This is a genomic window from Candidatus Formimonas warabiya (assembly GCF_002777255.1).
GTDB lineage: Bacteria > Bacillota > Dehalobacteriia > Dehalobacteriales > Dehalobacteriaceae > Formimonas > Formimonas warabiya.
The window spans coordinates 4,529,374-4,552,608 of the sequence record NZ_CP017634.1 but is presented as its reverse complement, the minus strand read 5'-3'; the positions used below and the strand labels follow the sequence as shown (position 1 = coordinate 4,552,608).

The window sequence follows — 23,235 nt, the reverse complement described above, 5'->3', positions numbered from 1 at the left end:
ATGTTTAAGGGGTGAAAAATCATGGCATTGGTTCCATATGATCCTTTTCGGCATCTGGAAAACTGGCGCAGAGAAATGGACAGGTTTTTTAACGAAGGCCGGGGTTACCTTGAGCACAATGTAACCGGTCCCAGGGTTGATGTTTTTGAAACGGAAAATGAGGTTGTCGCTTCTTGCGAAATTCCGGGATTAGAAAAAAAGGACGATGTCCAAATCGAAATCCATGATAATTTACTTACCATTACCGGTAATATCAGCCGGACCAATGAATTTAAGGAGGAACAGGCTTTCCACCGGGAACGGTATGCGGGACGTTTTCAAAGGTCTATTGGCTTACCTGTTCAGGTGATATCGGATGGGACAAAGGCCTCCTATAAAAATGGCGTGTTGGAAATCAGGATGCCCAAGGCCAAAGGGGACACGAGAAAAAGAATCGACATCGATTTTCATTAATCCATTTAAAGAGGATAACATTCCATTGGTCATACTGGGTATGAGATTCCAAGCAAAGAAGGAAAATAAGAAAACCTTATCCCCTTTTTCAATTAAAGGAAGATAAGGTTTTTTGTTTATGTCTCATTGATGATCGGGGTCAACCTCATAACAGTAATCCCCAGATTCAGGATTCCCCGGAGAGTAAACTTCTATCTCCGGCGCCTCAGCATGCTCATAGCCCGTAAGATGAGACGCTTTACTGGTTGTGGATTTTATCCATCCTTTCGGGTACTGCTAGGTAGTTTTTTTCAGACGTTTATTTGCCTGACCGGCCTTGCCTCAATGTAACCCCGGTATCCCATAGGGGCAAGCTGGAACCTGGGCCCGTCTTCATCAGCCCATTTAAATCCGTAAATCTCAGGATTGTAGTTTTTCATCACTGTCCACAGTTCCCCGATGGCCTCTTCAAATTTTTCATCGTCAAAGGGCGGTCCTTGAAAAACCATCATCTTGCATGGCGGTAATTCCATCAGTTCGTATCCCTCCGGTACTTTTCCCGTATAATTCACGGGAACCTCCACGCCTTGGGCGTATACCGATGTGCCGGGCCTTTTCAGGTTTTCCGGCAGCCACATGCCGATTGGCTCATACAATGCTTCTTTAATGCCGGAAAGGATATTCCATACTTCACAGCCGACTTCCTCACAGTATTCAAAGTAATGGGCCGCTTTCATTCCTCGCTTTAAAATCAGCTTTCTGGCCGGCCGGTCAACCACCTGAACAAAAACAGTATTCAGATTTTTAGACACTTTCCCATCTCCTTTTTGCAGTGTGAGGTAATAATCACGGGCATGGCCGGGGAGAAAAAGCTTCAGCGGCGGCGTATTTTTACTGTAGTATTTCGGCGTCATGCCGAACTGCTTAGAAAAGGCCCTGGTAAAACCCTCGTGGGAGTCAAACACAAAGTCAAAGGCCACATCGATTATTTTAACATCCTGATCATGCAGCTTCACGGCTGCCCAGGACAACCGAAGCGCTCGAATGTACTCAAAAGGCGCCTTTCCGGTCAGTTCCTTAAAGATCCGCGCACTGTGCCAAGGTGAATATCCTGCTGCTTTTGAAAGCATCAATAGCGTAATGGGCTCGGTCAGATGCTCTTCAATATAATCCTGCATATGCTGAACAGCAAGAATCTTTTCCCAGCTCTCCATATTCTTACCTCCTGCATAAAGGATATCACATCGGATCATTGCTTTTCTTGACCTGTCTTGCTAAGCTACAATGTCAGGGGGACAGGTCCCTTGACATTGTTATTTTTCTTACCGTCTCACGGTTTAATCCCAGGCTTGATGCAATTCTTCTTCCCGAAAGATTTGATCTCTCCAGTAGAAACCTGATCAGTTCCTCTCTTACTGACTTGAAGTCCGCACTTTTCAAGTCTTCCTGATTCAATCCCTTTTCAGATAAATACCTGCCAATATAATCAGCCACATTGCTCTCATTAATTTCTTTGTCTTCAACGATATCCAGAAAAGTTTCCTCGGAAAATTCTTGATTTAATCGTATAAACTCTGACAGGGCACTCTCCTTGGAATCTGATATCATCTTTAACAGTTCACCTGTATCGGCAACCTTTCTTCCCTTTCCCAGATAGTCTCCGTAGCTGCTCCATTTATATCCCTCAAGGGTCCCTATCCCTGCTTTTAAAGGATTTTGATGGACATACCTGATCGCAGACAAAAGATACCTTTCGTCTTCTATATTTTCGCTTTTATATCTTTCCTGAAAAACATGACCAATACGCGTATATTTTTTATTGAAATAATAAGAATAGCTTGCTGCGATCCGTTTTACGATACGGGATACCGGGCTCATATCTTCTTTGATAATGAGATGAATATGATTATCCATTACACAGTAAGCATAAAGACAGTATTCCCTATCTTTCTTTTTATCTTCCAATATATTGATGATTTTTAATTTATCCGCTTCATCACTAAATATTTTTTCCCGGTTATTTCCTCTTAACATAACATGATAAAGATGCGTCTTACTTCTTTTTCGGGCATATCTCGGCATAATTTCACCTCCATATACAAATTTAACCATAACATCAAACTTATGTCAATGGACCTGTCCCCCTGACAAGCCTTGACAATTTCCCCGTGGCAATCCTGGCATTTAGGAACTTTTTAATTCCATCATCGTCTAATAGATATCCAAAAAACAGGGAGGGAGTTGTAATGAAAAAAGCTTTCTTTACCGTTAGTTTAGCTCTCATGCTCGTTATCGGTTTATTTGCCGGCTCTTTTCTAGACCCGGCACCGGTTGCTTCTGCCGGAGATACTGCCCAGCCGCAAAATTCTATTACAGTTCAAGGGACATCCAGTATCACCGTAACACCGACCATTGCCTACGTGAGTATAGGCGTAGCTACCTTTAATAAAGATGCTACCATTGCCCAAAGTGACAATGCAAAAAAAATGGACCTGGTTTACAAAGCGTTAGCAGATCTCGGAATCCCAAAAGACAAAATTAAAACCGTTTCCTATGATATTCACCCTCGCTACAACTACAAAGACAATGTCAGCGTTCTGGCAGGGTATGATGTCACCAACACCATTCAAGTGACAACGGACTTGGCTAAGGTAAGTAACGTTCTTGATATGACCGTAAAACAAGGTGTAAATGAGGCAAACTCCATTTATTTCGGCATTACCGATCAGGAAAGAGATACCATTTATCTCCAGGCTCTAGATCAAGCAGTTGTCAGTGCTAAGGCAAAGGCTACGGCTATTGCCAAAGCTGCCGGCGTCACCGTTAAAGAACCCTTCCAAATTATTGAAGGTTCCTCTGCTTCCGCGCCGCCAATCACCTACTTAGCTGATGTCAAATCCATCCGGGCCGCAGACGCTGCCTCTACACCCATATCCGGTGGGGAATTAAAGGTTGAAGCGAACATCACGATCATATACAACTATTAAATCGTCCTATTCCCTTTAATTAACATGTCAAAGGGCAGGTTGTTGAGACCTGCCCCTTTACATCATTATCTTTCTTACCATTTCACGGTTTAATCCTGATAAGTGCCATCTCTCTCGGGAAAAAATCCCCTCCGAAAATCCGTGTTTTAACCGGTCACCTCTGTCAAGGGTTTTTCCTTTGATTATGTCAAGGGACCTGTCCCCATGACATACTACAGGTGGTAATTGTGCAGCATCGCGTCGGTGGTAACAAAGTTGGGAATCGTCTCGTAGCGGTTGATCTCGTAGACGCTGAAAAACTCCCGGTGTGAGCTTGGAGCCACCACAAAACCGTTCTTGCCCAGGAGCTTTTGCGCTTCGGGAGAGAAGTCGAAGCGGTCCTTGTTGGTAAGGTTACTCAGATCAGCGGCTACCCGGTAAGTCTCTACCGCTGGGCTAAGGGTAACCGGGACCTCGCTATAGGGAGCAAAAGCAGCCGCCCCATTAGATAATGAAATCAAGGCTAGTTCAGCCTGTTGCTGCATGTCGTCCTGGGCGGAAGATTGACAGCCGGTAAGGCTTGCCAGCAAGATGACCACCATGGCCACACTCAGGCAAACAGCAGCAGTTCTTGTGGATTTCATAAAACAGCTCCTTCCTTTTTCTTGTTTTGACGAAAGGCGGCTGCCTTTTGTTTCCATTTAATATCATCAAGTTAAAAAAATCTTTTCAATAAATGCCAAAATGTCAAGGGGACAGGTCCCTTGACATTTTGCCTTCCTTTGGCAACTATGGCCCCATAATTTAGATCAACCGGGAAATGATTTCATTTGCCTTTCTGCCGTCAAATTGGCCCTGATAATGCTGGTTAAGCTCTTTCATGATCAGTCCGATTACCTGCTTGCCCTTTTGGGGAGACCTTTCCAAAAAGTCTTTCACAAACTGCTCCAGAAACTCTTCACTTAATTGTGCCGGGAGATAGGCTTTCAAAATGTCCAGTTCCTCCTGAGCCAGCGCCGCTTTATCCTGCCGGTTATTGGCCAGGGAGATCTGATAAGATTCTTCCGCCCCTTTTATAAACTTTTTAATCACAGCCAAGGTTTCCTCATCTGTAATCTCTTCTACCGGCCTATTTCCTTTATTTTTTCCCAGCATTGCTGTTTCTGCATACAAGGTGGAGATAAGATTTTTCTTCACTGGATGATCCGACTTACGCGCCTCCAGAAGGTCTCCTTTGATTTTCATGAGAATTGTCATTTTTCTTCCCTCTCTTTTCTATTAGAATCATATAATACCACTAATAATATATTTATCCATTTTAAGCTAAAAATAAAAGTAAAAAATATCTAAATGTCAAGGGGACAGGTCCCCTGACATTGTATCAGTTTGCCTGTCCCACAACATATCTGATCTTTTAGATCTTTAACTCTTTTTTTAATATTTTCCCTGTAGCATTTTTGGGCAGTTCCGTCAACTGAATAATTTTCTTGGGTATTTTATAATGGGCAAGATTCTTCTGCAAAAAGTTCTTGAAGGATTTCCCATCAAATTCTGCTCCTTCTTGCAGGACAATATAGGCACGGACTATTTCACCCCTGACAGGATCTTTTTCTCCGATTACGGCGGCCTCCCGTATCCCAGGATATTGATAAATCACCTCTTCAATCTCCCGGGGGTAAATATTCAGACCTCCCACAATAATGATGTCTTTCAGCCGGTCTACAATAAAATAGTATCCTTCCTCATCAGCATAGGCAAGATCTCCCGTATGAAGCCACTTTTCAATAATTGTTTTTTTCGTTTCTTCAGGCAGATTAAAATACCCTTTCATCACATTGGATCCCCTGGTAATTAGTTCTCCGATCTCACCAGGAGGAAGCGTATTTCCATCCGCATCCACTATTTTTATCTCTACACCTGGAATAGCAACCCCAATGGAACCAATCTTGCCTCGCTCCAAAGGATTCATGGTCACAACGGGAGAAGCCTCAGAAAGCCCATATCCTTCCATGATTGGTTTGCCAATTTTTTGGTGGAACTGGTTCATAACCTCAACGGGCAGAGAGGCCCCTCCGGATACAAACAATCTCACCCCGGCAAAGTCCTCCGGGGTACCCAAGGAAGCATAGTAATTAAACATGGACGGAACCCCGCAGACAACAGTCACCCCCTGCTCCCGGATCGTGGTGATCACATCTTTGGGTAAAAATGCCGCCATAATAGTAACACAGGCTCCTTTGAGGAGAGAGGCCACTACCGTCACGGTCCAGGCAAAGCTATGGAACATAGGCAAAACGCACAATGAATTATCACTATTATTTAATTGAAGAACCTGACCAATTGCCCCGGCATTACTGATCAAATTATTAAACGATAATACAGCTCCTTTAGGATAACCGGTGGTTCCGGAAGTATAAATAATTACACACTCTTTTTCCCCATTGAAAGCTAAATTAGCTAGACTTTGCCTCACGGTTAGATTCTGCAAAGTCGGGATGAAATCTGATAAAACCAGCTGATTGACCTTTTGCGGCAATTCCATAAACTGCTTTGTCACCAAATTCTTGATCCCGGCGTCTTCAATGATGAAGGAAACCTCCCGGGGAGTCAGCATATTATTGATGGGAACTACTACTGCCCCCAAACTGACTATGGCTAAATAAGCATAAATAAATTCCGGAGAATTGTGGCAAAACAAACCAACATTTTCTCCCTGCCCAATACCCTGGTCATAAAAATACTCTCTGAAAAGTACAACCTGATCCTGCAATTGGCTATAGCTTACTTTCTGATTCTTGTACTTTAATGCGATTGAACTGCTCCGGTCTTCCGTAAATAATAAATGCAGCAAGATGTCTTCAACTCCGTTCTTATGATTCTGTCCTGATAAGTTAATTCGCTATGAAGCGGAAACTTCCTGTTTTCCATGGAATGGAATCAAGAGTATGGACCTCTCCATGAATAACTTGGACACTTTTCCTGGAAAGCATAAAATGGAAGACCCAGAAAAAGGGACATGTCTTATCCGCACACACGTAAACAGATCTGTCCCGGCCCCTGGGCCTTTCTCTTCATCAACTATTTTCTTTGAGGACATAATCAATGTCAAGGGACCTGTCCCCCTGACAGCCTCCCCCTGACAACCTTGACATTGATCATCCAAAGAACAAGAAGCTCCAACCCCACTCCCATCCAAATCGATACAGGTGCATACCAAGTAATAAGCCAGACTATCCCTCCCGCTAATCCGGTCAGCCATCTATACCAGGTAAGCGGGCGAATGAGCAATAAGAACAAAGTTACAAGGAAAATCAGAGCAGTCGCCCCATAAATTGCAACCTCGGTGTTTTGTTTGGCCATTGGCTCTATTTGATCTTCTACCCGCCCTTTTACTCCGTGCAAAATTTCACGGACCGCTAAGTAATCAGTAAATTCCGTAAAAAAGTCGAGCATGAGCAGGCTGGGCTGTGTCCAGTGAAAAGACCAGCGAATGCGGCTAACCAAACGCGTATGGCTCTTATCCACAGGATATAATGCCCAGAGAAAACTGCCTTGATGATTCGTCCCGGTCCAAATGAGGTAGCGGTTTGGTTCAATCGCATAGAAAACCATGCGGGCGATAGGGCTAATCGGAACTTCATCACCGGCCTTAAATTGTTGGAACTCCGGCAAGATGCGGTCAGCGCTGCGAATTCCTCGCGGGCTTCCCTGGTTCTCCAAAATATCATAGCCATAATACCCGGCTCTGCAATATCCCATCTGTATAAGCCAAGGCCAGATTTCCTCCGGCGTGCCCGAGATGGTAATGGCCCGGGTCGCAAAGAATTCCGGCTGGGGCTCCAGCTGATCCCCCGGCATAGTCTGTTTCCTTTCTTGGTCCGTTGCCCCCCAATTAAGCTGATAAGGACGCGCCCAAAGCAAGTAGACAACTAGGATCAAGGCGATTAGGGCTAAAACAGCCAGAATCCTCTTAAATAAAGTGAAGAATATCATGCTTATTTTTCCCCCAGAATTAAAAATAACTTATTTCAAAACGTTTTCTACAATTTTGTCCAGCAACTGGTTTCTTTGTTTTTCATCAAAAATGTCACTTGCCAAATACAATTTATATTTCCGGGCGTTTAAAAATAATACCTGGAGAGGCGCAATTAATTGTAAAGCAATTAGTTTTAACTCACTTTCTGTTTTTTCCCCCTGAAAGACTTCCCCCAGTACCGGCAGAATCATTTGGGTTGTCGTGAAGCTGCCGTTTTTTAACTCAGAAGCAATCGCAATTTCAGATAAAAAATAGTTGTTAAAAGCAAAAGCTGAAATGCTTTTAATCATCGTTTTTAGGCGGACAACCGGATCCTCATGTTCGGGATTTTTGTCAAACATCTCATTGACAATATCGGTCATGCAAGCCTCAACCGCCCTATTTAACAGGTTTTCTTTGGATTGAAAATAGTAGTTGATTAAGGCGCTGTTGACATTCGCCTCTTTGGCAATTTGTCTGGTCGTAATCCTACTTAGATCTTTTTCCTCTAACAATAGTTTAATGACCGTGTTCAGAATCCTTTCTTTGGCGTCTGTATTTTGCCCTTCCATTTGTAAAACCTCCTGTACGAAACAAAAAATAAATCATGTTTTAAATATGTTTTAAACATGATTAAATAATACTTTATTTAACTTAAAATGTCAAGAGTGTCAAGGGGAGAGCATGGCAAGGGGACAGGTCCCTTGCCATGATTCGTTGATCACCATCTTTAATCCCAAACATTTTTTGAGATATTTACATCTCTCTATTCAGAATTGTACCCATATTGGGGTAATAATGAGGTCGATGCCCTTTTTCCTTTGACATCTTCGGCACAAGCAAAAAGCCTTTGTTGTATCATCTACACAAAGGCTTAAACTTACGGACACTTGACAGGTTTCAAACAGAATATTCCCTTGCCGCCACGTCCCTGTCTTTTAATCTTCATTATTCTTTTCCGGCACCCAATACTTTGATCCATCATTTGTTCTGGCTAAAAACAAATGATCGACTAATTCACGCCTAAGCAAAAAATAATCGCCAAAGGTATGCCATGCGTCGATGATCCGGTTGATTTCTTTTTCGGAGTAGGTGACATGGCCTTCAAACTTTGTCGCTAAATATTGCAGCACTTCCAACTTCGACCTTTGCTTAGCCGGCAGTTGTTTAATCTTTCCGTCTTCCGTTAAAAATCTAGCAATCATTTTTTTCTCCTCTTTCCCCGTGCAACTTTTCCGCCCATATTTCCTCAAGAACCTTGATATCCTCTTTAAATTCTTTTGTGGTCTGGGTATCCTTCATCTCAAGCTCTTCAAGAATCTCAAAAGCAAATGCGCCGGCCCCGTACCGGTCCCATTCCTTTTGCAGTTTCAGATCCACGCATGCATTGGTTTTTTGGGCAAACTCAAAGCGGCTTTTGTGGCCTTGAATATTAGTTGCCCCATACAACCAAAATCGGCCGTCAACCGTATTCGTGATCTTATATACGCCACCTACGGTTTTTTGCTTCCGGTATTCCTGGCGCAGCTCTTTTTTTCTGTCACTGGTGCTGGTCATTTTTAATACCCCATTTCCTTTAACAATCTGGACAGCCTGCTCAGGCGTTCACCAATTAATTCGTCATCTTTGTTGAGTACTTGTTGAAACAGTTTGATGTCGCCGTCGATCATGGGATTGTCCGTGCATACGGATACCGTCATAGCATCCCCCTGCAGGGCAACCCTGTCAATCACCGGGTTTTGCGGATCATACAGCTTCTCATAACGGTATGCTTCTCTGAAATGGAGTACTGCCCGGCACGTAAGAATAGCCAGGTCAATCACCCGGTACAGGGGTAATTCTTCCGATTGCCTTGACCATTTTTCACCGGTAAAACGCCATACCTTTGCTGAAATATCCAGCTTTCCCCTGTCATTCCACTGGGCAAGCCCCAGAGATAATCCTTTGGTATCGGAATGATACGCATTTCTGCCGTCCACATTTTCGTAGTTTTCAGATACAATCACAGGTTTATGCTTTAAAGTGGTAGGTATTTTCATAAATAAAACCTCCTTGGTCTCTTTCTCTATTTATTATATTAGTAATTTACTAATTTAGTAATCCAGTAATTAAAATAGTAGCATGAAAACTATTTTTTGTCAACAAAGCTTACGCCTCTATATCTTTCACACAGGGTATTCCATATGTTAAAAAATTAAAAAAGAGCAACCTTATTCAAGACATCCGGTCCTTTGATTCGTTATAATGATCATAAGGATCAAATCCCGGCCCTGAGCAAATATTTTCCTAGCGGGGGAACAATCATGGCGCAAAAAGAGTGGCGCAAATTATGGCATCATGCTCAGTTAAACATAGAGCTTTACCAGTCTTTCTGCCTAAAACAAGGGTTTCCTCTGCATATGCATGACTATTACGTGATTTGTTTTATTGAGAAAGGCCTGCAGTCCTTTACTTATCGGAAAACAAAGCATCTCACCCCCACCGGGGGAATTATCCTGTTAAATCCCGGAGAAGGTCATACCGGCGAGCCGGCAGATGATCAGGGATTTGAATACCGTGCCTTATACCCGACCATAAGCCACATGAAGGATGTGCTTTATGAGCTTACGGGCCGGCATCAGGATCTGCCTTTTTTTAGGAAAGTGCAAGTTGATAACTTTGTATTAGCCCAAAGGATCTATGAATTGCATCAATCATTAACCAGCACTACCTCCACCATCGAAAGCGAGTCTCTTTTTCTTTTAGTTTTGACCAAATTAATCCAGCAATACGCTGATGTGAGCCCCCAAGAACAAGCTATCAAAAAGGAAAGTTTTGCTGTCCAAAAGGCATGCGATTATATTTATGATCATTCCTCCTGCGGGATTACATTAACTGAATTAGCAAGACATGTTTGTCTAAGCCGTTTTTACCTTTTACGCGTTTTTCATGAAGAAAAGGGAATATCCCCTCATGCCTTCCTGGAAAGTATTCGCATCAATCATGCAAAACACTTATTGGAAAAAGGATACTTACCCATAAAAGTAGCCTCTGAGGTTGGATTCAGTGATCAAAGCCACTTTACGAATCGCTTCAAACGCTTTATCGGCGTTACTCCCGGACAATACCAAAAAGAAATAAGAGGTTAGCCTGTCTGATAGTTCCGGCAATGAGACAGATCTAAAGGAGGTGTAGGCTTGCCTGCTAAACCGGTTTTATTGGAAAAAGCACTTCACTGGTCAAAAATCCATCAGGGAAGTGTTTATTTCTTTGCCGTAGTCCTGGCCGTGCTGATCTGGAGCACCTCTTTTGTTGCCACAAAAGTGGCCTATACCACATTCCCCCCGCTCACGCTGGGTGCCTTACGCTTTGTTTTAGCCGCTTCGATTTTAGGGGTTGTGTTATTTGTCAAAGGACAATTTATGATACCATGCCCGGGCGATATGGGACGTTTAACAATAAGCGGCGTTCTTGGTATCACCATTTATTTTGCCATGGAAAACATGGGAGTAAAGCTGACCACTTCCTCAAACGCGGCACTAATTGTAGCCTCTTTCCCTGCTACTACCCTGTTTTTTGAGATACTGATTTATCGCACCAAAATTTCATGGATCAAGATACTTGGCATTGTGATGGCAGTCTTCGGAGTTTATCTGGTCGAGCATCGGCATCAGAATGTGATGGGAGAGGAGCATCTGCTCGGCAATGCCTTGCTAATAGGAGCAGGCATTATCTGGACCTTCTATAATTTTGTCACACGTTCCGTCGTAAACAAATACCCGATGCTGGTCATCTCATTTTTTCAGACCGCTGCCGGAACCATTGCCTTTATCCCTCTTGCCATAACGGAAAGAATGTATTGGCAATTGCCCACATTAAAATCCTTTTCCATGTTAATTTTTCTTGGCATATTCTGCTCTGTGATCGCGTTTCTCCTGTACAACTATGGGCTTCGGAGCATATCCTCCAGTTCTGCCGTAATGCTTATGAATTTCGTTCCTGTATTTGGTGTGTTATTTTCTATCTTATTTCTTCACGAGAAAGTCTTGGTAAACCAATTTATCGGAGGAATCGTCATCATTCTTGGTGTCATGCTGAATGTCCGGCAAGAAAGAAACCATCCTGGAAAGGATTTTTAATAATTAGCGATCCTAACACCGGGTCTCCAAAGAAAAAAAGACAAAGGAACAGGGACTTTATCGGGCAAGTCCTTGTCTTCCTTTGTCTTCTTAATAAAACAGACAGCATGAATGATAAATCGGTAGGCCCCATTGAAGCAAGTTCTTAATTCAGATGGAGATTCTTTTACTCCATCTGAATTTTAGAACTGCAAATGCATGACTTAGTTGGCGTTTACTCCCGCATATTTGGGGACATTCCTGCAGCGGTCAGGGGACACACCTCTTACAGAGGGATGTCCCCTGACCGCTGATGGCGGGAGACTGAAGCAAGTTCTTGGTTTGGTTGCTTTTTACCAAACCTTAGAACTGCGAATACAGAGTAAGCCAAGTTAGTCAGGTTAAAAATCAAAGTTGTCCGGATCCGCTCCCACACGTCTATTCTCATTCATCCCATTAATTGCAGCCATATCCTCCGGTGTCAGTTCAAAATCATAAATATCCGTATTGGCTATAATACGGTCTTGATGCACCGACTTGGGGATGGTAATCATGCCGCGCTGCAAATCCCAGCGCAGGACCACCTGGGCCGGAGTTTTGTGATATTTCGCGCCGATTTTTTTCAGCCGTTCATCCTGGAGCAGGTCTCCTCCTGTACCGCCCAGGGGGCTCCAGGCCTCAAAAGCAATATTCAGCTTCTGGCAGTAGGCCATCAAGGGCTCCTGAGAAAGCCGCGGGTGGCATTCTACCTGATTGACCGCGGGTAATACCTTGGCATCGGCGAGCAGATCATCCAGATGATGCTGATGGAAGTTGCTTACACCAATGGCGCGGACCCTGCCTGAATGATATAGTTCCTCCAATACCTTCCATGATTTCTTATACTTCCCGGGCACAGGCCAGTGAATTAAATAGAGATCCACATAATCGGTTCCCAGCAATTTCAGGCTGTTCTCAAAAGCTTCCCGCTGGCGGCCTTTTCTCATATCGCCATTCCAAAGCTTGGTGGTAAGAAAGATCTGTTCACGGGGAACGCCGCTTTCAACAATACCGCGCCTCACGCTTTCCTCATTCTGATAGATCGCCGCCGTGTCAATATGTCGATAGCCTGCCTCAATTGCCCAACGTACCGCATGGGCCGTTTCGTCGCCCGCCTTGGATTGGAAAACACCCAGACCAAAGAAAGGAATTGCAACACCATTATTGAGTTTTTTTGAAGTATGAATATCCATAGATTACACCGTCCTCTTTTTTTAATAAAATGATCGGTAGGAAAGCATCCATCCGCTTTTATTGCGATTTTGGGAATTACCTTTATCCAGGATCTCCATAATCTTACATTTCATTTTGTACAATTATATATTTCTCAAAGAAATTGGTCAACCTAAAACTTAAAACACTTCTCCTGCCCGAAAAAATCAATCCGGCACATAAAACCGGACAAAAAAAGTTGTCCCCCGGGGACCGGTCTCATACCAGAGTTCCCCTTGATGCCTGTGCACAATGCTATAGCAGATGGCCAATCCTAATCCGGTGCCATTCTCTTTCGTGGTGACAAAGGGGGTCCCCATCCGCTCCATCACAGCGGCATCGATCCCGGGACCCATGTCCTGAATCTCCAAAAAAATATGGCGCGCCTGCCGGTATACTTTTATAGTCAGAGTTTGGCCGGCCGGCATGGCGTCCAACCCATTACGGGTTAACTGCAAAATAAGCTGCCGGATTTCGTATTTATCCAGGAGGATGTCAGATACACCGGCCAAGTCGAAAACTATCCTTTTATCTGCCTTTTCCGCATCCCCCACCAGCACCGGCTCCATACTGCGCACCAGCTTTGTTAGATTGCAGGCTTCCAAATGGACGGCCCGGTTTGGGGCGAGCAAGAGAAATTTTGTAATAATGCCATTGCACCGGTCCAGTTCATCAATCATCAGCTCGAATAGTTTATGATTTTTTTCGTTTCTTTCTTTTTCCGCCAAGAGTTCCAGAAAACCCCGCACGCAAGTCATAGGATTTCTTATCTCATGCCCGATGCCGGCGGCTATTTCTCCCCCCGTATTCAACCGGTCAAGTTTCATCATTTCCCTCTCCCTCTTTTTTCTTGCCGTGATATCCCTGCAGTAAACAGATAACCCCTTAGGCGAAGGGAAAATCCGCATGTCCAACCAGCGGTCCGGCAGCACCAAATCGGTCTCAAACTGAACCGTTTTTTGCTCTCGCAAGGCCTTTGCACAGCTTTTTTTCAGCGGAGTTTCCCTCAGCCGGGGAAAGTGTTGCCAGATTTCCTTCCCCATCAGTTCCCGGGAGCTTTTTTGAAAATACGCTGCCGCCTGCCCATTAATATAAGTAAATTCTCCCCTGCGGTTAAGGGCGAAAAAACCGTCGGATATTCTTTCCAGAGCTTCCCATGCCTCTTCTCCTAAGCTGTTTTCCCTTTTGGGTTTTATTTCTTGATCCGTTCTTCTTTTGCCGGAGAACTCTCCCTTTCCATGGATTATTTCCGTCATAGCCCTTCTCCTTCTCATCAAACAAAAGTCCCTGCCTTACAGCGGGGACTTCACAAATTCGGAGCTTTTCACACGTCAACCTATTTTTTCCCCTTTTCTTTTATACAGATTGATACAAAACCTGGTCGTCCGTGTGACCAGCCCGGTCCACCTCCATTTACGGATAAAAAAGCTTTTACTAAAATATTTTCGACCGGCACTGTTTTTTTCTGTCAGTCCTGTTTATATTTACAAAAAAATAAACATGTCATGGGGACAGGTCCCTTGACATGTTCTGACAGGTACATGGTATTAAAAATTGAGTTTCTACTTGGCTTTGGGAACAAAATGGAGGGTGAGTTTAGACTAATTTTCCGAAAGCTTACCCACAATAGGAACTTTGTTCAGTATGGAGGCTTTATGAGGAAAGTCTGCAGTCAAGTCCTTACCGGCGCTAAAGCCTTGATGACTTCCGTTTTTCCACTCGCGCACTTTTGAAACATCATATACAATTCCATTAATGGCGATATAGGCAGGACTTCCATTTTGTCCGTCAAATTTGTTTAATTCCTCAAGCGTAAAGACCCGGGCACTTGCCTGAGCTGTCCTATTTGCTTGACTTTGTTGCGCAGCATTCTTAAAAAAGAAGCTTGCGGCTAAAATACTTAAGCAGATTAAACTAATTACAGTTATCACGATTTGATTTTTCGTCATTCGAGCTCCTTCTTTCATGCAAAATTTTTCTTTTCCAAGTATTCATTTCATTGTTTTTTGAATGTACATATTTTCTTTGGCTTTTAATTTTCGTTTATAGTTTGTCTGTTATCTTGATGGTAAGCCACCACCCCAGGCCGATTAATACCACAACTCCCATGAGAGTTACCCACAAACCCATCTTCACACTTACCATAAATACAACGGACAGTAGAAGTGTCAGATAAAGAGCCCCGAGGACGAGCCACTTTGGAATATCTTTTACGAGCGGGACTCCCAGCGTAATCAGAAGAGAAGCACCGGTTAGCATCGACATAAAATCCTCATTCATGAAGTCGACGGGATACATACTCCCGCCCCAGAAACCTGTGAGGATTCCAACCACAATAAGTACATATCCAAAAATGGATCTTCCTCGCATGCCGTTTCCTCCATCATTCACCAGTTTTCTTTCCAGCTTTTTATCCCCTTTTACTAATTCATCCAGTGTAATTCCGGAGATATCACTGAATTCAATCAGTTTCTCTAAATCAGGATAGCTCTGTCCCCGTTCCCATTTCGATATGGCTTGACGGCTGACATGAAGCTTGCTAGCTAATGCATCCTGGGATAGATTTAATTTATTTCTTTCCTCTTTTATCCGGGATGATAAATCCACAAATATTCCCCCTTTCTTATTTCTTTCGTGTTTAATCATAGGGATGGATTTGATTTCTGTAAAGAGACTTATTGTTGCTTCAGCCGCAACCTTTGGTTGCAAACGATAACTACCACAGTATTTATTCCCCAAGAAGTAAAAATCAACCATAAAATCACAAAACCACCGAAATGGTGGTTTATGCTTCATACACATAAATAATTTTTGTCAAGCATTTTAGGCAAGTATCTTTCCGCACCGTGCTGTAAATGATCATCTTGTCCTAACCTTAATTATTTATGAGGAATGCTATATTCAATTATTTGCCAACTATTTAGTTTCTTTAATCCGCACCTTGGTTCCAGGTTTAATCGAAAGACTGCTGTCAAGGACAATCAGGTCACCGGCTTGTAAGCCCTCTACGACCTCTACATAGCGCGTATTTTCCAGACCAATTTTTATGGGTTGATAAACTATTTTGCGATTAGTAATCAGCATCACTTCATTACCGCCACTGGAGCCGGTCCGAACGGCCTCCCAGGGAATAACCAGCACGTTGTCCCGGCTTGATGATTCAATTGCCGCATTGACCTCATATCCATCCTTTAAATTTTCATCTGCGTTTATGGCGATTTCAACCGGCACCCGGCGCTGAGAAACGCCAAGAGCTGAGACTTTTTCAAATGCTTTGGGGTAGATTTCCTTCACTGTACCCGTTAAGACCCGTCCATTTAATGCCGGAGATGTAATCTCCGCCTTCTGGCCCACCTTAATATGACCCATATCGTCACTCAGCAGGTCGGTTTTAACAATCATCATACCCGTATTGGCCAGCTCCAGCAGGGTCGTTCCGGTTGCCACGATCTGGTCCTTTTTCACAGGGATATCTAAAATCCGGCCCGCGGTCTCACTGGCAATAACCAACTCTTGCTCCTTTTTCTGAATAACATCCCGTTGGCTGGTCAGGGCAGCCAACTGCTGCTCCATTCCTTTCAGGGAAGCTTGCTGCGCGGCCACAAGGTTTTCTTGATTATGCACCTGGTTCAGGATCGTATCATAGTTTGCCTGGCTGATGGCCCCGGCCTGAAAGAGTTCAGTTTCTCTGGCCAGTTCCTTCCTTAATTCTTCTAAATCCCGGCCGGCAATTTCCCAGTTATTTTTCGCCTGTTCATACGCAGCCTGGGCATTGTCAAGCTCACCATTCACTAAAACCAGCTGCTCATCCAGATCAAGATTCTCCAGCGTCATTAAAACCTGGCCCGTTTTTACCTGCTGCCCTCTATCAACATTTATCCCCATAATCCGGCCGTTACTGGGGGCCTGGATTAAATAATGATCGTCTGCCTCCACATACCCGGTTTCTTCGATAACCACCTTTAGGCTGCCCCGGCCTACTTCCAGGGCTTCCACGCTCGTCTCGGAACGAATAAAGAAAAACCAGCCTGCCGCCGCAACTATTATTAGTACTGTCATCATCAGGTATGCTTTACGTTTCATATTAATAATCGGTCCTCCCCCAGGTAATCGTGATATTTTCCTGACCCTTTAAGGTCACATGGTTTATCTCACTGGGCATATTTAGGCATCCCAGCATTCATATCCTTTTTTAATTTCTATCCTTCATCACTTCTACGATATCCAAACTTTTCGTACGCCGCATGGCGAACATGTGGCCAATGAAGACAAAACAGACAGTTAGGATTACCGCTATGAGATAGGTTGAAGGATATATCACTACCGGATAGGTAATGAAGTCGGTAGCCATGCTTTCGATGTACCGGCCGCCCAGATACCGGCCGCTGATCAGCCCGATTATGATCCCCGGTACCAGGGCCAATAATAATTCGTTAAACAAAAGCTTGGATATTTTGACATTCGTAAAACCAATTACTTTAAATAAGGCTAATTCTTTTTGCCGTTCATTGAAATTCATAATGGAGATATTATAGACTACGGCAAAGCCTAAAACGATCGCGGAAATAGTGGCAATCAGGGTAAAGTAAATCATGTTTCCCAGGCTCTTCCTGGCCCGCTCGGCCTGCTTATCCTTATCAACCAAGTAATCTATCCCGGGGATGTCATTCAAATGCCGGATCATTTTGGGGGCATATCTTTTGTTCATTTGTATCAAGACGGCGTTACTTACATCTTTCTCATGCAGCAACCGGTCTACCTGTTGGGCAGACGCAAATGAGGCCCCCCCGATATTTTGGTCGGCTATCCCCCGGATCTTTAGTTCCGATTGCAAAGGCGGTCCCACGGTCAGGTTTGTTTGGACCTTCACTACATCTCCTACCTGCACATGCAGTTTTTCGGCGATCTGTCTGTTCAGCAGAATACCTTCCTCCGGAATGGTGAACTTCTCCTGACTGATATTGAAGACATTTTTTAAACGGGTTGACGGATTAAGGCCTACGAGGATGTCGTCTTCTTCCCTTTCCGCCCTTTCGGGCACGGACAGAGGCCTTATTTTAACCGGTATTTCCAGCACAGGCTCAATGGCCTGCACTCCTTCCCACTTTGCCCACTCTTTCATCTCGTCATTTCGCACCACATTCGTCAAGCGGACTTTATAATCATACTTATTTTCCGCATCAAAATAGTGCTCCATCAGATAATCGCTGGAATTATAAAAATACATGGCGATCACCAGCAATATTACGGAAGTGGCTATGCCCAGGCAGGTGATCATGAATCTCAGATGATTGCGGGCAATGGACCGTAAGCTCATTCTCCATGAAGCGGGGATCCGGTCCCATATGGATGGGATCCGTTCCAGAAAACTATTGGACCCCAGCTTGGGCGCTTCTGTCCGGATTGCCTCCGCCGGGCTGATGCTGACGATTTCGCGGCAAGCCAGGATACCCGAGCCGGTACCCGCCGCCGTACTAATCAGAAAAGCTTTGACCACTACATCCCAGCTCATCTCAAATAGGGTATAGGGCAGGTTAAAACCCTGGGCATATTTGGTTAGCAGCATTTGTGCCAAATAATATCCGCCCAGAGTACCCAGAGTGGACCCCATCAGGCAGACCAAGAGTGCATAGCCGGTAAAAAGCAGGGTAATGGATTGATTATCATAGCCCAAAGCCTTTAGAACCCCGATATGGAGACGCTGGGATTTTATTAATTGCCGTAACAAAATAAACAAAAAACAGGACACCATGATAAAAAAAATCAAGGGTAAAAAAGCGGAAGCAGATTTTAAAGCATCTACTTGAAACTGCATGTTTTTTTCACTGTATTGATCTTCCCTGGAATAACTGGTAATAATACCGTAAGGTTTCAAAATGCCTTCAATCTCTTTTTTAAGTCCCTCGGCATCCGCTCCGGGTGTGAAATTCACCAATATCTCGTTAATTTCACCGGACATGTCCAGGATTTGCTCGGCCTGGTGCTGGGAGATCATCATGATGCCAAAGCTTTCCCCCCGGAGAAACATATCAAAAACACTCTTGTTCGGCACCATGAATTCAGGGCTGGTGGCGATGCCGATGATAGGCAGAACCTGTTCCTGACCACTGGCGACAATCTTCAGCTGATCCCCTAAGGAAAAGTGGTTGCCGCCGGCAAATTCAGGATCAATTAATACCCCGCTCGGGGTTGTGGCCGTATCTTGGAAAAAGGAAGCTCCCTTGATCAGATAGAGGTTTTTTTCCGCCGCCTGGGAGTAACTGATTAAACGGCCGGTGATTCTTTGCTCGTCTCCTTTCAGGATGTTGATATCTTTTTGAATCCGTCCATTAACCTGGGCTACCCCCTGCAGGGCCTGAATTTGTCTGGATACTCCCTGAGGAGCCCTGATCACATCAAAATAGTAGTCGGCAAAACCATATTCTTGATAATAATGGTTTCGGGACGTGATCAGATTCGTTAATGAGCAATTGAAAGCGACAAAAAGAGCTACCCCCGCCATGACCATGGCCACCAGGGCAATGAATTGTCGATAAGTGGTCTTGATGCTGCGCAGCAGCTTTCTGGTCAACGCCGACATATGCCATCAGTCCCTATGCAACATATCATAAGAAAATTCCCCGGTAAGATCACGGATACTGTAAGCCGCCGGACAGGTCAGAGAACCCAGATATAGTTTGCTTTCACCTAAGTCCGTGAAAGGAATACCAATCCTTCTTAATTTTCGTAATACCCATTGGTCGATGCACGCCACGATGATATCGTCTTTACTGCTGCAATGATATATTCCTTCCTTTAATAATAATTTAATGACCTCCGCCTGGTTACACCTGGTTGAAAGCCGGGAAACCTCCCAAATTTCGTTAGTCGGTGCCATTCGGTGGGCAAGTTTCCTCAGATCAATGTTAAATTCTTTTTCAATGGGCAACAAAACCGGCGGGGTAAACCGGATCATTTTGGCGGTGGCCAATAGCTGATCCTGACCGTCATAGATGGCATAAACAAAGGAAAAATCTTTATATAACTCATCTTCCTCCCCTAATAATTTTACCAAATCACGGTAACTGATGGAAAAATCAAATTTTCGATAATACGCCTGGGCCACAAATTCTGCTATTTGGGGATGAATATGATTCTTGGTACATTGGATCTTATAATTCCCCTGGGTTCGTTCATAAACGAGACAGTTTAAATCGGGTAACATCATCTCACCTCAGCTTCAGTCCTGTATCAACATTTTTTGATCATAGCCGGAAGTAAAGTTTTTATAGGCCGCCGATAGTTCCGTTCTCAGGGACTTTTTCATGCACTTAAGGAAATCGGTCAAGGCGGTGGAAATATAGATATCGTATTGGGGAACGGAAATAATCCCGGACCGCATATGAAAATAATTGCCTAACTTGATCCCTTGTCGTGTGACGGCATTGGCAACTAAAAAGGAAATATACATCTCCCTTTTGGCCAGTTGCAGTAAAACTTCGCCATAAGCATTAACCAGCATTCTAAACAGATTGGTGTGTGAATATTGAGGCGCTACAGCCACTGAGCTTAAGTACAGGTAGTACTCACCGGGACTGTCGTACCTTCTGATGATATTGGGATTCTGTTTTAGGTAGGAAACGGAAAAGACAGACCCATCAAGCTTACCAGAAAAAAATTCCGTTAACATCTCGTTACGGAAAGGGAAATAATTAAGGTGGCCTACGATCTGACCGGTTTGCATGTCCCTCGCCGCAATAAAAGCCTGAGGATTGGATAAATACCAGGTATAGGTAATTTCCGGGGGAATGATTAATTCAGGGGTAAAATAATTCTCCTTATACTTTGCCATTTGCTCATGATCCGCTAAAGTTAAGGCAGGATCAATTACCAGACCGTTCATTTTTTGCCTTCACCTACCATTCAATCTTTTCCGCCGGGACGGGAAAGGGGTTATTGATGGTTTCAATCAGCCGTCCGCTGCGCATTTTCAATACCCGGTCGGCCATGGTGCCAAAAGCCGCGTTATGGGTGACAATAATCACGCTATTCCCTGAATTCCGGGCGATTTTCTCCAGGAGCACCAGAATACTTTTGCCGGTTTGATAGTCAAGGGCTCCGGTTGGCTCATCGCATAAGAGAATCCGGGGCCGTTTTATGATGGCTCTGGCGATGGAGATCCGCTGCTGTTCGCCTCCGCTCATCTGGGAGGGGAAATGATTTTTTTTATGCAGCAAGCCCACTTCTTGCAGCACCTCATCCACAGATAAGGGATGGTGGGCCAGTTCTGCCGCCAGGGCAATATTTTCTCCTGCCGTCAGGTCCGGGACTAAATTATAGAACTGAAAGACGAAACCGATTTCATCCTTCCGGTAATTGGTCAATTCTTTTTCATTGGCCCGGCTTAAATCCCGGTTGTTCACTACTATTTTCCCGGAGCTGACCTTGTCCATTCCCCCCAGGATATTCAGTATCGTACTTTTGCCGCAACCGCTGGCCCCTAGAATAACCAGCAGTTCGCCTTTATAAATGTCGATGCTGATACCCCGCAAGGCCTCCACCAGTACCTCTCCCATCTGATAGGTTTTGGTGACCTCCTCCAGATGGATCAAAGTCTCTCGCTGGACCGTCTCTTTCATGACCAGGCCGCGTTTTTCCACTGTCATAGCGATGAGGGCGGCCAAATCTTCGCAGAGCATCAGATCTAATTCAGTAAATAAGGTGTCATCTTGTTTATTCAATACCTGCAGGCTGCCGATACAGGAGTTCGCAGTTAATAAAGGAACGCAAATGATGCTGCGGGTAACATACCCGGTATGGCTGTCATACCATGAAGTCCAACGGGGGTCCGAACTGGTATCGATGACAATTTGGGATCTGCTGTTTTGGGTAACCCAGCCCGCGATTCCCTCGCCGATTCTTTGCCTTAGATTCTCCATGCCTCTGATATTCGGACCATGAAGTAAGTAGGGATAAATAAATTCACCGTCTTTGTCGCTGAGCCAAATGGTTCCGGATTCCGCATTCACAGCTATCATCGCCTGGGTCAACGCGATATCCAAAACCTCTTCCGGATTGTTTGAGACCTGCAATTGACTGGTTACTTGCCATACGCTTTCCAGGTTGCGTAGACGATCATTATTCCTTTGGGCCATGAAGTCAGCCTCCGCCTCTTTGGGATCCATTCTAACCTGCTTTTAGTCTTATATATTAGTCTTTTCAGGCCTTTTACAGCAAAGATCTTTTACCGTTACCACGGCCTTTCACTTGAAATCTGCCTATATTCCCCTCAAACGGTATTTATTTCTTTGCGGAAATAAAAAATCCTCTAAATTCGACAAATTTTGCCTTGGAATGTCAGGGGGACAGGTCCCTTGACATGATATCATCCGGGGCCACCGAAAATATATAATAAAAAACGACAAATAATGAAAATACCCTCATTCAGGGATATAAAAAGTCCCTCCCAAATGGTATAAGTAAGCTGGCACAAAACATACCAAAGGAGGGACTTTGCATGCTTAGAATCATGTGCAAAAAGCTAAGCAATGGTGTGAAAACACCCTAGTCGAGCACGGCTTGACTTATCTAAACCGTTAGGGATGCTCTGCATTGGGGAGTATCCACTATATTGTATACTTTATCTTAGTCATCCTTTTTATCAATGGGTCCACTCTTTATGGCTGTGGCTATGCAATGGGTCCCGTTCACCTTCGCGAGAAGCTTTCCTTCCTTATCCTGAAAAAACATCTTTTCCAGGGTAGCGGCGTCCATAATGCGCAAAGCCTCAAAGCCATATTCAGATAAAAATTCGTTGATATGCCCCTTTTCTATCCCAAAACAGAAGCTTTCCTTCCGCTTCAAAACAGACAGGGATAATTGTCTTTCTCCCTCGTACAGATTCTCTCCTCTCACCACAGATGCGTAGATATGGTCGAACACCACCATACTGCCGGGTCCGGCAAATTCCCTGATTATTTGAAAGGTTTGGTCCACCGACTCGGGTTGAAGGTACATAGTCAGTCCTTCCAATAAGAAGAGACTTTTCTTGTCCCTTTGAAAACCGCTTTCCGCCAATCGGTCCGATATGTTCTCCTTGTCGAAGTCAATCGGTATAAAAACAAGGTTTGGGGGGATTGTAATTCCCTTTTCCTTATACCTGTCAATCTTTGCCCTTTGGGTGACCGGGGCGTCCAGTTCGAATATCACTGTGCTTTTCGAGATGTCGCGAAACCGTATACCCCGAGAGTCAAAGCCCGCTCCGAAAATGACTGCTTGCTCTACACCCTGCTGCAGAGCCTTTTTGAATTCGCTGTCGAAGTATTTAGTCCTTGCGATCACATACTCATACATCCCGGCCGGATAGACTCTCTTCAAAAAATAATTCCTGACGGGTGGAAGTCTGAAGAGATGCCTCATAAATGAATTAACGATCACCAATGAGATGAAATCATCGCTTTTAAATCGCTCCCTCTTCTCCAAATAGGACTGAAAT

The 23,235-nt window shown here is 44.3% G+C and carries 24 protein-coding genes; 4 read left to right on the top strand and 20 right to left on the bottom strand.

Annotation, left to right across the window (positions count from 1 at the left end; all coding sequences use genetic code 11):
- Positions 1-21: 21 nt before the first annotated feature.
- Positions 22-453, top strand: coding sequence for an Hsp20/alpha crystallin family protein (locus tag DCMF_RS20630; protein WP_148136170.1), 432 nt, complete (start codon positions 22-24; stop codon positions 451-453).
- Between the two features lie 290 nt (positions 454-743).
- On the opposite strand, the gene DCMF_RS20625 is transcribed toward DCMF_RS20630, so the two are convergent.
- Positions 744-1,646, bottom strand: a complete 903-nt coding sequence (locus DCMF_RS20625) for a helix-turn-helix domain-containing protein (protein WP_148136169.1) — start codon at positions 1,644-1,646, stop codon at positions 744-746.
- A 73-nt stretch (positions 1,647-1,719) separates the two neighbouring features.
- Positions 1,720-2,514, bottom strand: a complete 795-nt coding sequence (locus tag DCMF_RS20620; protein WP_214658778.1) for a transposase — start codon at positions 2,512-2,514, stop codon at positions 1,720-1,722.
- 164 nt (positions 2,515-2,678) lie between these two features.
- Between DCMF_RS20620 and DCMF_RS20615 the strand changes: the two genes are divergently transcribed.
- Positions 2,679-3,419 carry an SIMPL domain-containing protein gene (locus tag DCMF_RS20615; RefSeq protein ID WP_148136167.1) on the top strand — a complete coding sequence of 247 codons (741 nt, stop codon included), beginning with the start codon at positions 2,679-2,681 and terminating at the stop codon, positions 3,417-3,419.
- A 212-nt stretch (positions 3,420-3,631) separates the two neighbouring features.
- On the opposite strand, the gene DCMF_RS20610 is transcribed toward DCMF_RS20615, so the two are convergent.
- From DCMF_RS20610 to DCMF_RS20575, 8 genes are all read right to left on the bottom strand, one after another.
- Positions 3,632-4,042 (bottom strand): DUF3160 domain-containing protein, encoded by a 411-nt coding sequence (locus DCMF_RS20610; protein WP_214658777.1) that lies wholly within the window; start codon positions 4,040-4,042, stop codon positions 3,632-3,634.
- 160 nt (positions 4,043-4,202) lie between these two features.
- Positions 4,203-4,655, bottom strand: coding sequence for a GatB/YqeY domain-containing protein (locus tag DCMF_RS20605; RefSeq protein WP_148136165.1), 453 nt, complete (start codon positions 4,653-4,655; stop codon positions 4,203-4,205).
- Positions 4,656-4,812: 157 nt separating this feature from the next.
- A complete protein-coding gene (locus DCMF_RS20600) occupies positions 4,813-6,249 on the bottom strand; it encodes a class I adenylate-forming enzyme family protein (RefSeq protein ID WP_214658776.1) in 1,437 nt (478 codons plus the stop codon).
- Between the two features lie 254 nt (positions 6,250-6,503).
- Complete coding sequence (locus DCMF_RS20595) at positions 6,504-7,391, bottom strand: hypothetical protein (RefSeq protein WP_148136163.1); 888 nt, start codon at positions 7,389-7,391, stop codon at positions 6,504-6,506.
- Between the two features lie 30 nt (positions 7,392-7,421).
- Complete coding sequence (locus tag DCMF_RS20590; RefSeq protein ID WP_148136162.1) at positions 7,422-7,985, bottom strand: TetR/AcrR family transcriptional regulator; 564 nt, start codon at positions 7,983-7,985, stop codon at positions 7,422-7,424.
- A gap of 366 nt (positions 7,986-8,351) precedes the next feature.
- Positions 8,352-8,618 (bottom strand): DUF2087 domain-containing protein, encoded by a 267-nt coding sequence (locus DCMF_RS20585; protein WP_148136161.1) that lies wholly within the window; start codon positions 8,616-8,618, stop codon positions 8,352-8,354.
- Positions 8,608-8,970 carry a GIY-YIG nuclease family protein gene (locus DCMF_RS20580; protein ID WP_148136160.1) on the bottom strand — a complete coding sequence of 121 codons (363 nt, stop codon included), beginning with the start codon at positions 8,968-8,970 and terminating at the stop codon, positions 8,608-8,610. The genes DCMF_RS20585 and DCMF_RS20580 overlap by 11 nt, the downstream gene beginning before the upstream one ends.
- A gap of 2 nt (positions 8,971-8,972) precedes the next feature.
- Complete coding sequence (locus tag DCMF_RS20575; protein WP_148136159.1) at positions 8,973-9,452, bottom strand: DUF6530 family protein; 480 nt, start codon at positions 9,450-9,452, stop codon at positions 8,973-8,975.
- Positions 9,453-9,716: 264 nt separating this feature from the next.
- On the opposite strand from DCMF_RS20575, the gene DCMF_RS20570 reads away from it, so the two are divergent.
- A complete protein-coding gene (locus DCMF_RS20570) occupies positions 9,717-10,541 on the top strand; it encodes a helix-turn-helix transcriptional regulator (RefSeq protein ID WP_148136158.1) in 825 nt (274 codons plus the stop codon).
- Positions 10,542-10,589: 48 nt separating this feature from the next.
- On the top strand, positions 10,590-11,531 hold the full coding sequence (locus tag DCMF_RS20565) for a DMT family transporter (RefSeq protein WP_214658775.1): 942 nt from the start codon (positions 10,590-10,592) through the stop codon (positions 11,529-11,531).
- A 380-nt stretch (positions 11,532-11,911) separates the two neighbouring features.
- Here DCMF_RS20565 and DCMF_RS20560 read toward each other — a convergent pair whose 3' ends face one another.
- The 10 genes from DCMF_RS20560 to DCMF_RS20515 form a co-directional block, all read right to left on the bottom strand.
- Positions 11,912-12,742 (bottom strand): aldo/keto reductase, encoded by an 831-nt coding sequence (locus DCMF_RS20560; protein WP_148136157.1) that lies wholly within the window; start codon positions 12,740-12,742, stop codon positions 11,912-11,914.
- Positions 12,743-12,928: 186 nt separating this feature from the next.
- Entirely contained in the window at positions 12,929-14,017 is a 1,089-nt protein-coding gene (locus DCMF_RS20555) for a two-component system sensor histidine kinase NtrB (protein WP_214658774.1), read from the bottom strand.
- 345 nt (positions 14,018-14,362) lie between these two features.
- The gene (locus tag DCMF_RS20550; RefSeq protein WP_148136155.1) at positions 14,363-14,710 is read right to left on the bottom strand and encodes a cytochrome b5 domain-containing protein; all 348 of its coding nucleotides are present in this window, start codon (positions 14,708-14,710) and stop codon (positions 14,363-14,365) included.
- Positions 14,711-14,804: 94 nt separating this feature from the next.
- Positions 14,805-15,368 carry a helix-turn-helix domain-containing protein gene (locus DCMF_RS20545; RefSeq protein WP_148136154.1) on the bottom strand — a complete coding sequence of 188 codons (564 nt, stop codon included), beginning with the start codon at positions 15,366-15,368 and terminating at the stop codon, positions 14,805-14,807.
- Between the two features lie 309 nt (positions 15,369-15,677).
- A complete protein-coding gene (locus DCMF_RS20540; RefSeq protein ID WP_148136153.1) occupies positions 15,678-16,844 on the bottom strand; it encodes an efflux RND transporter periplasmic adaptor subunit in 1,167 nt (388 codons plus the stop codon).
- Between the two features lie 109 nt (positions 16,845-16,953).
- The gene (locus DCMF_RS20535) at positions 16,954-19,341 is read right to left on the bottom strand and encodes an ABC transporter permease (protein ID WP_148136152.1); all 2,388 of its coding nucleotides are present in this window, start codon (positions 19,339-19,341) and stop codon (positions 16,954-16,956) included.
- 6 nt (positions 19,342-19,347) lie between these two features.
- Entirely contained in the window at positions 19,348-19,968 is a 621-nt protein-coding gene (locus tag DCMF_RS20530; protein ID WP_148136151.1) for a hypothetical protein, read from the bottom strand.
- Between the two features lie 12 nt (positions 19,969-19,980).
- A complete protein-coding gene (locus DCMF_RS20525; RefSeq protein WP_148136150.1) occupies positions 19,981-20,643 on the bottom strand; it encodes a GNAT family N-acetyltransferase in 663 nt (220 codons plus the stop codon).
- A 13-nt stretch (positions 20,644-20,656) separates the two neighbouring features.
- Positions 20,657-21,925, bottom strand: coding sequence for an ATP-binding cassette domain-containing protein (locus tag DCMF_RS30370; protein WP_148136149.1), 1,269 nt, complete (start codon positions 21,923-21,925; stop codon positions 20,657-20,659).
- A 460-nt stretch (positions 21,926-22,385) separates the two neighbouring features.
- Complete coding sequence (locus DCMF_RS20515; RefSeq protein WP_214658773.1) at positions 22,386-23,117, bottom strand: class I SAM-dependent methyltransferase; 732 nt, start codon at positions 23,115-23,117, stop codon at positions 22,386-22,388.
- Positions 23,118-23,235: the final 118 nt, after the last annotated feature.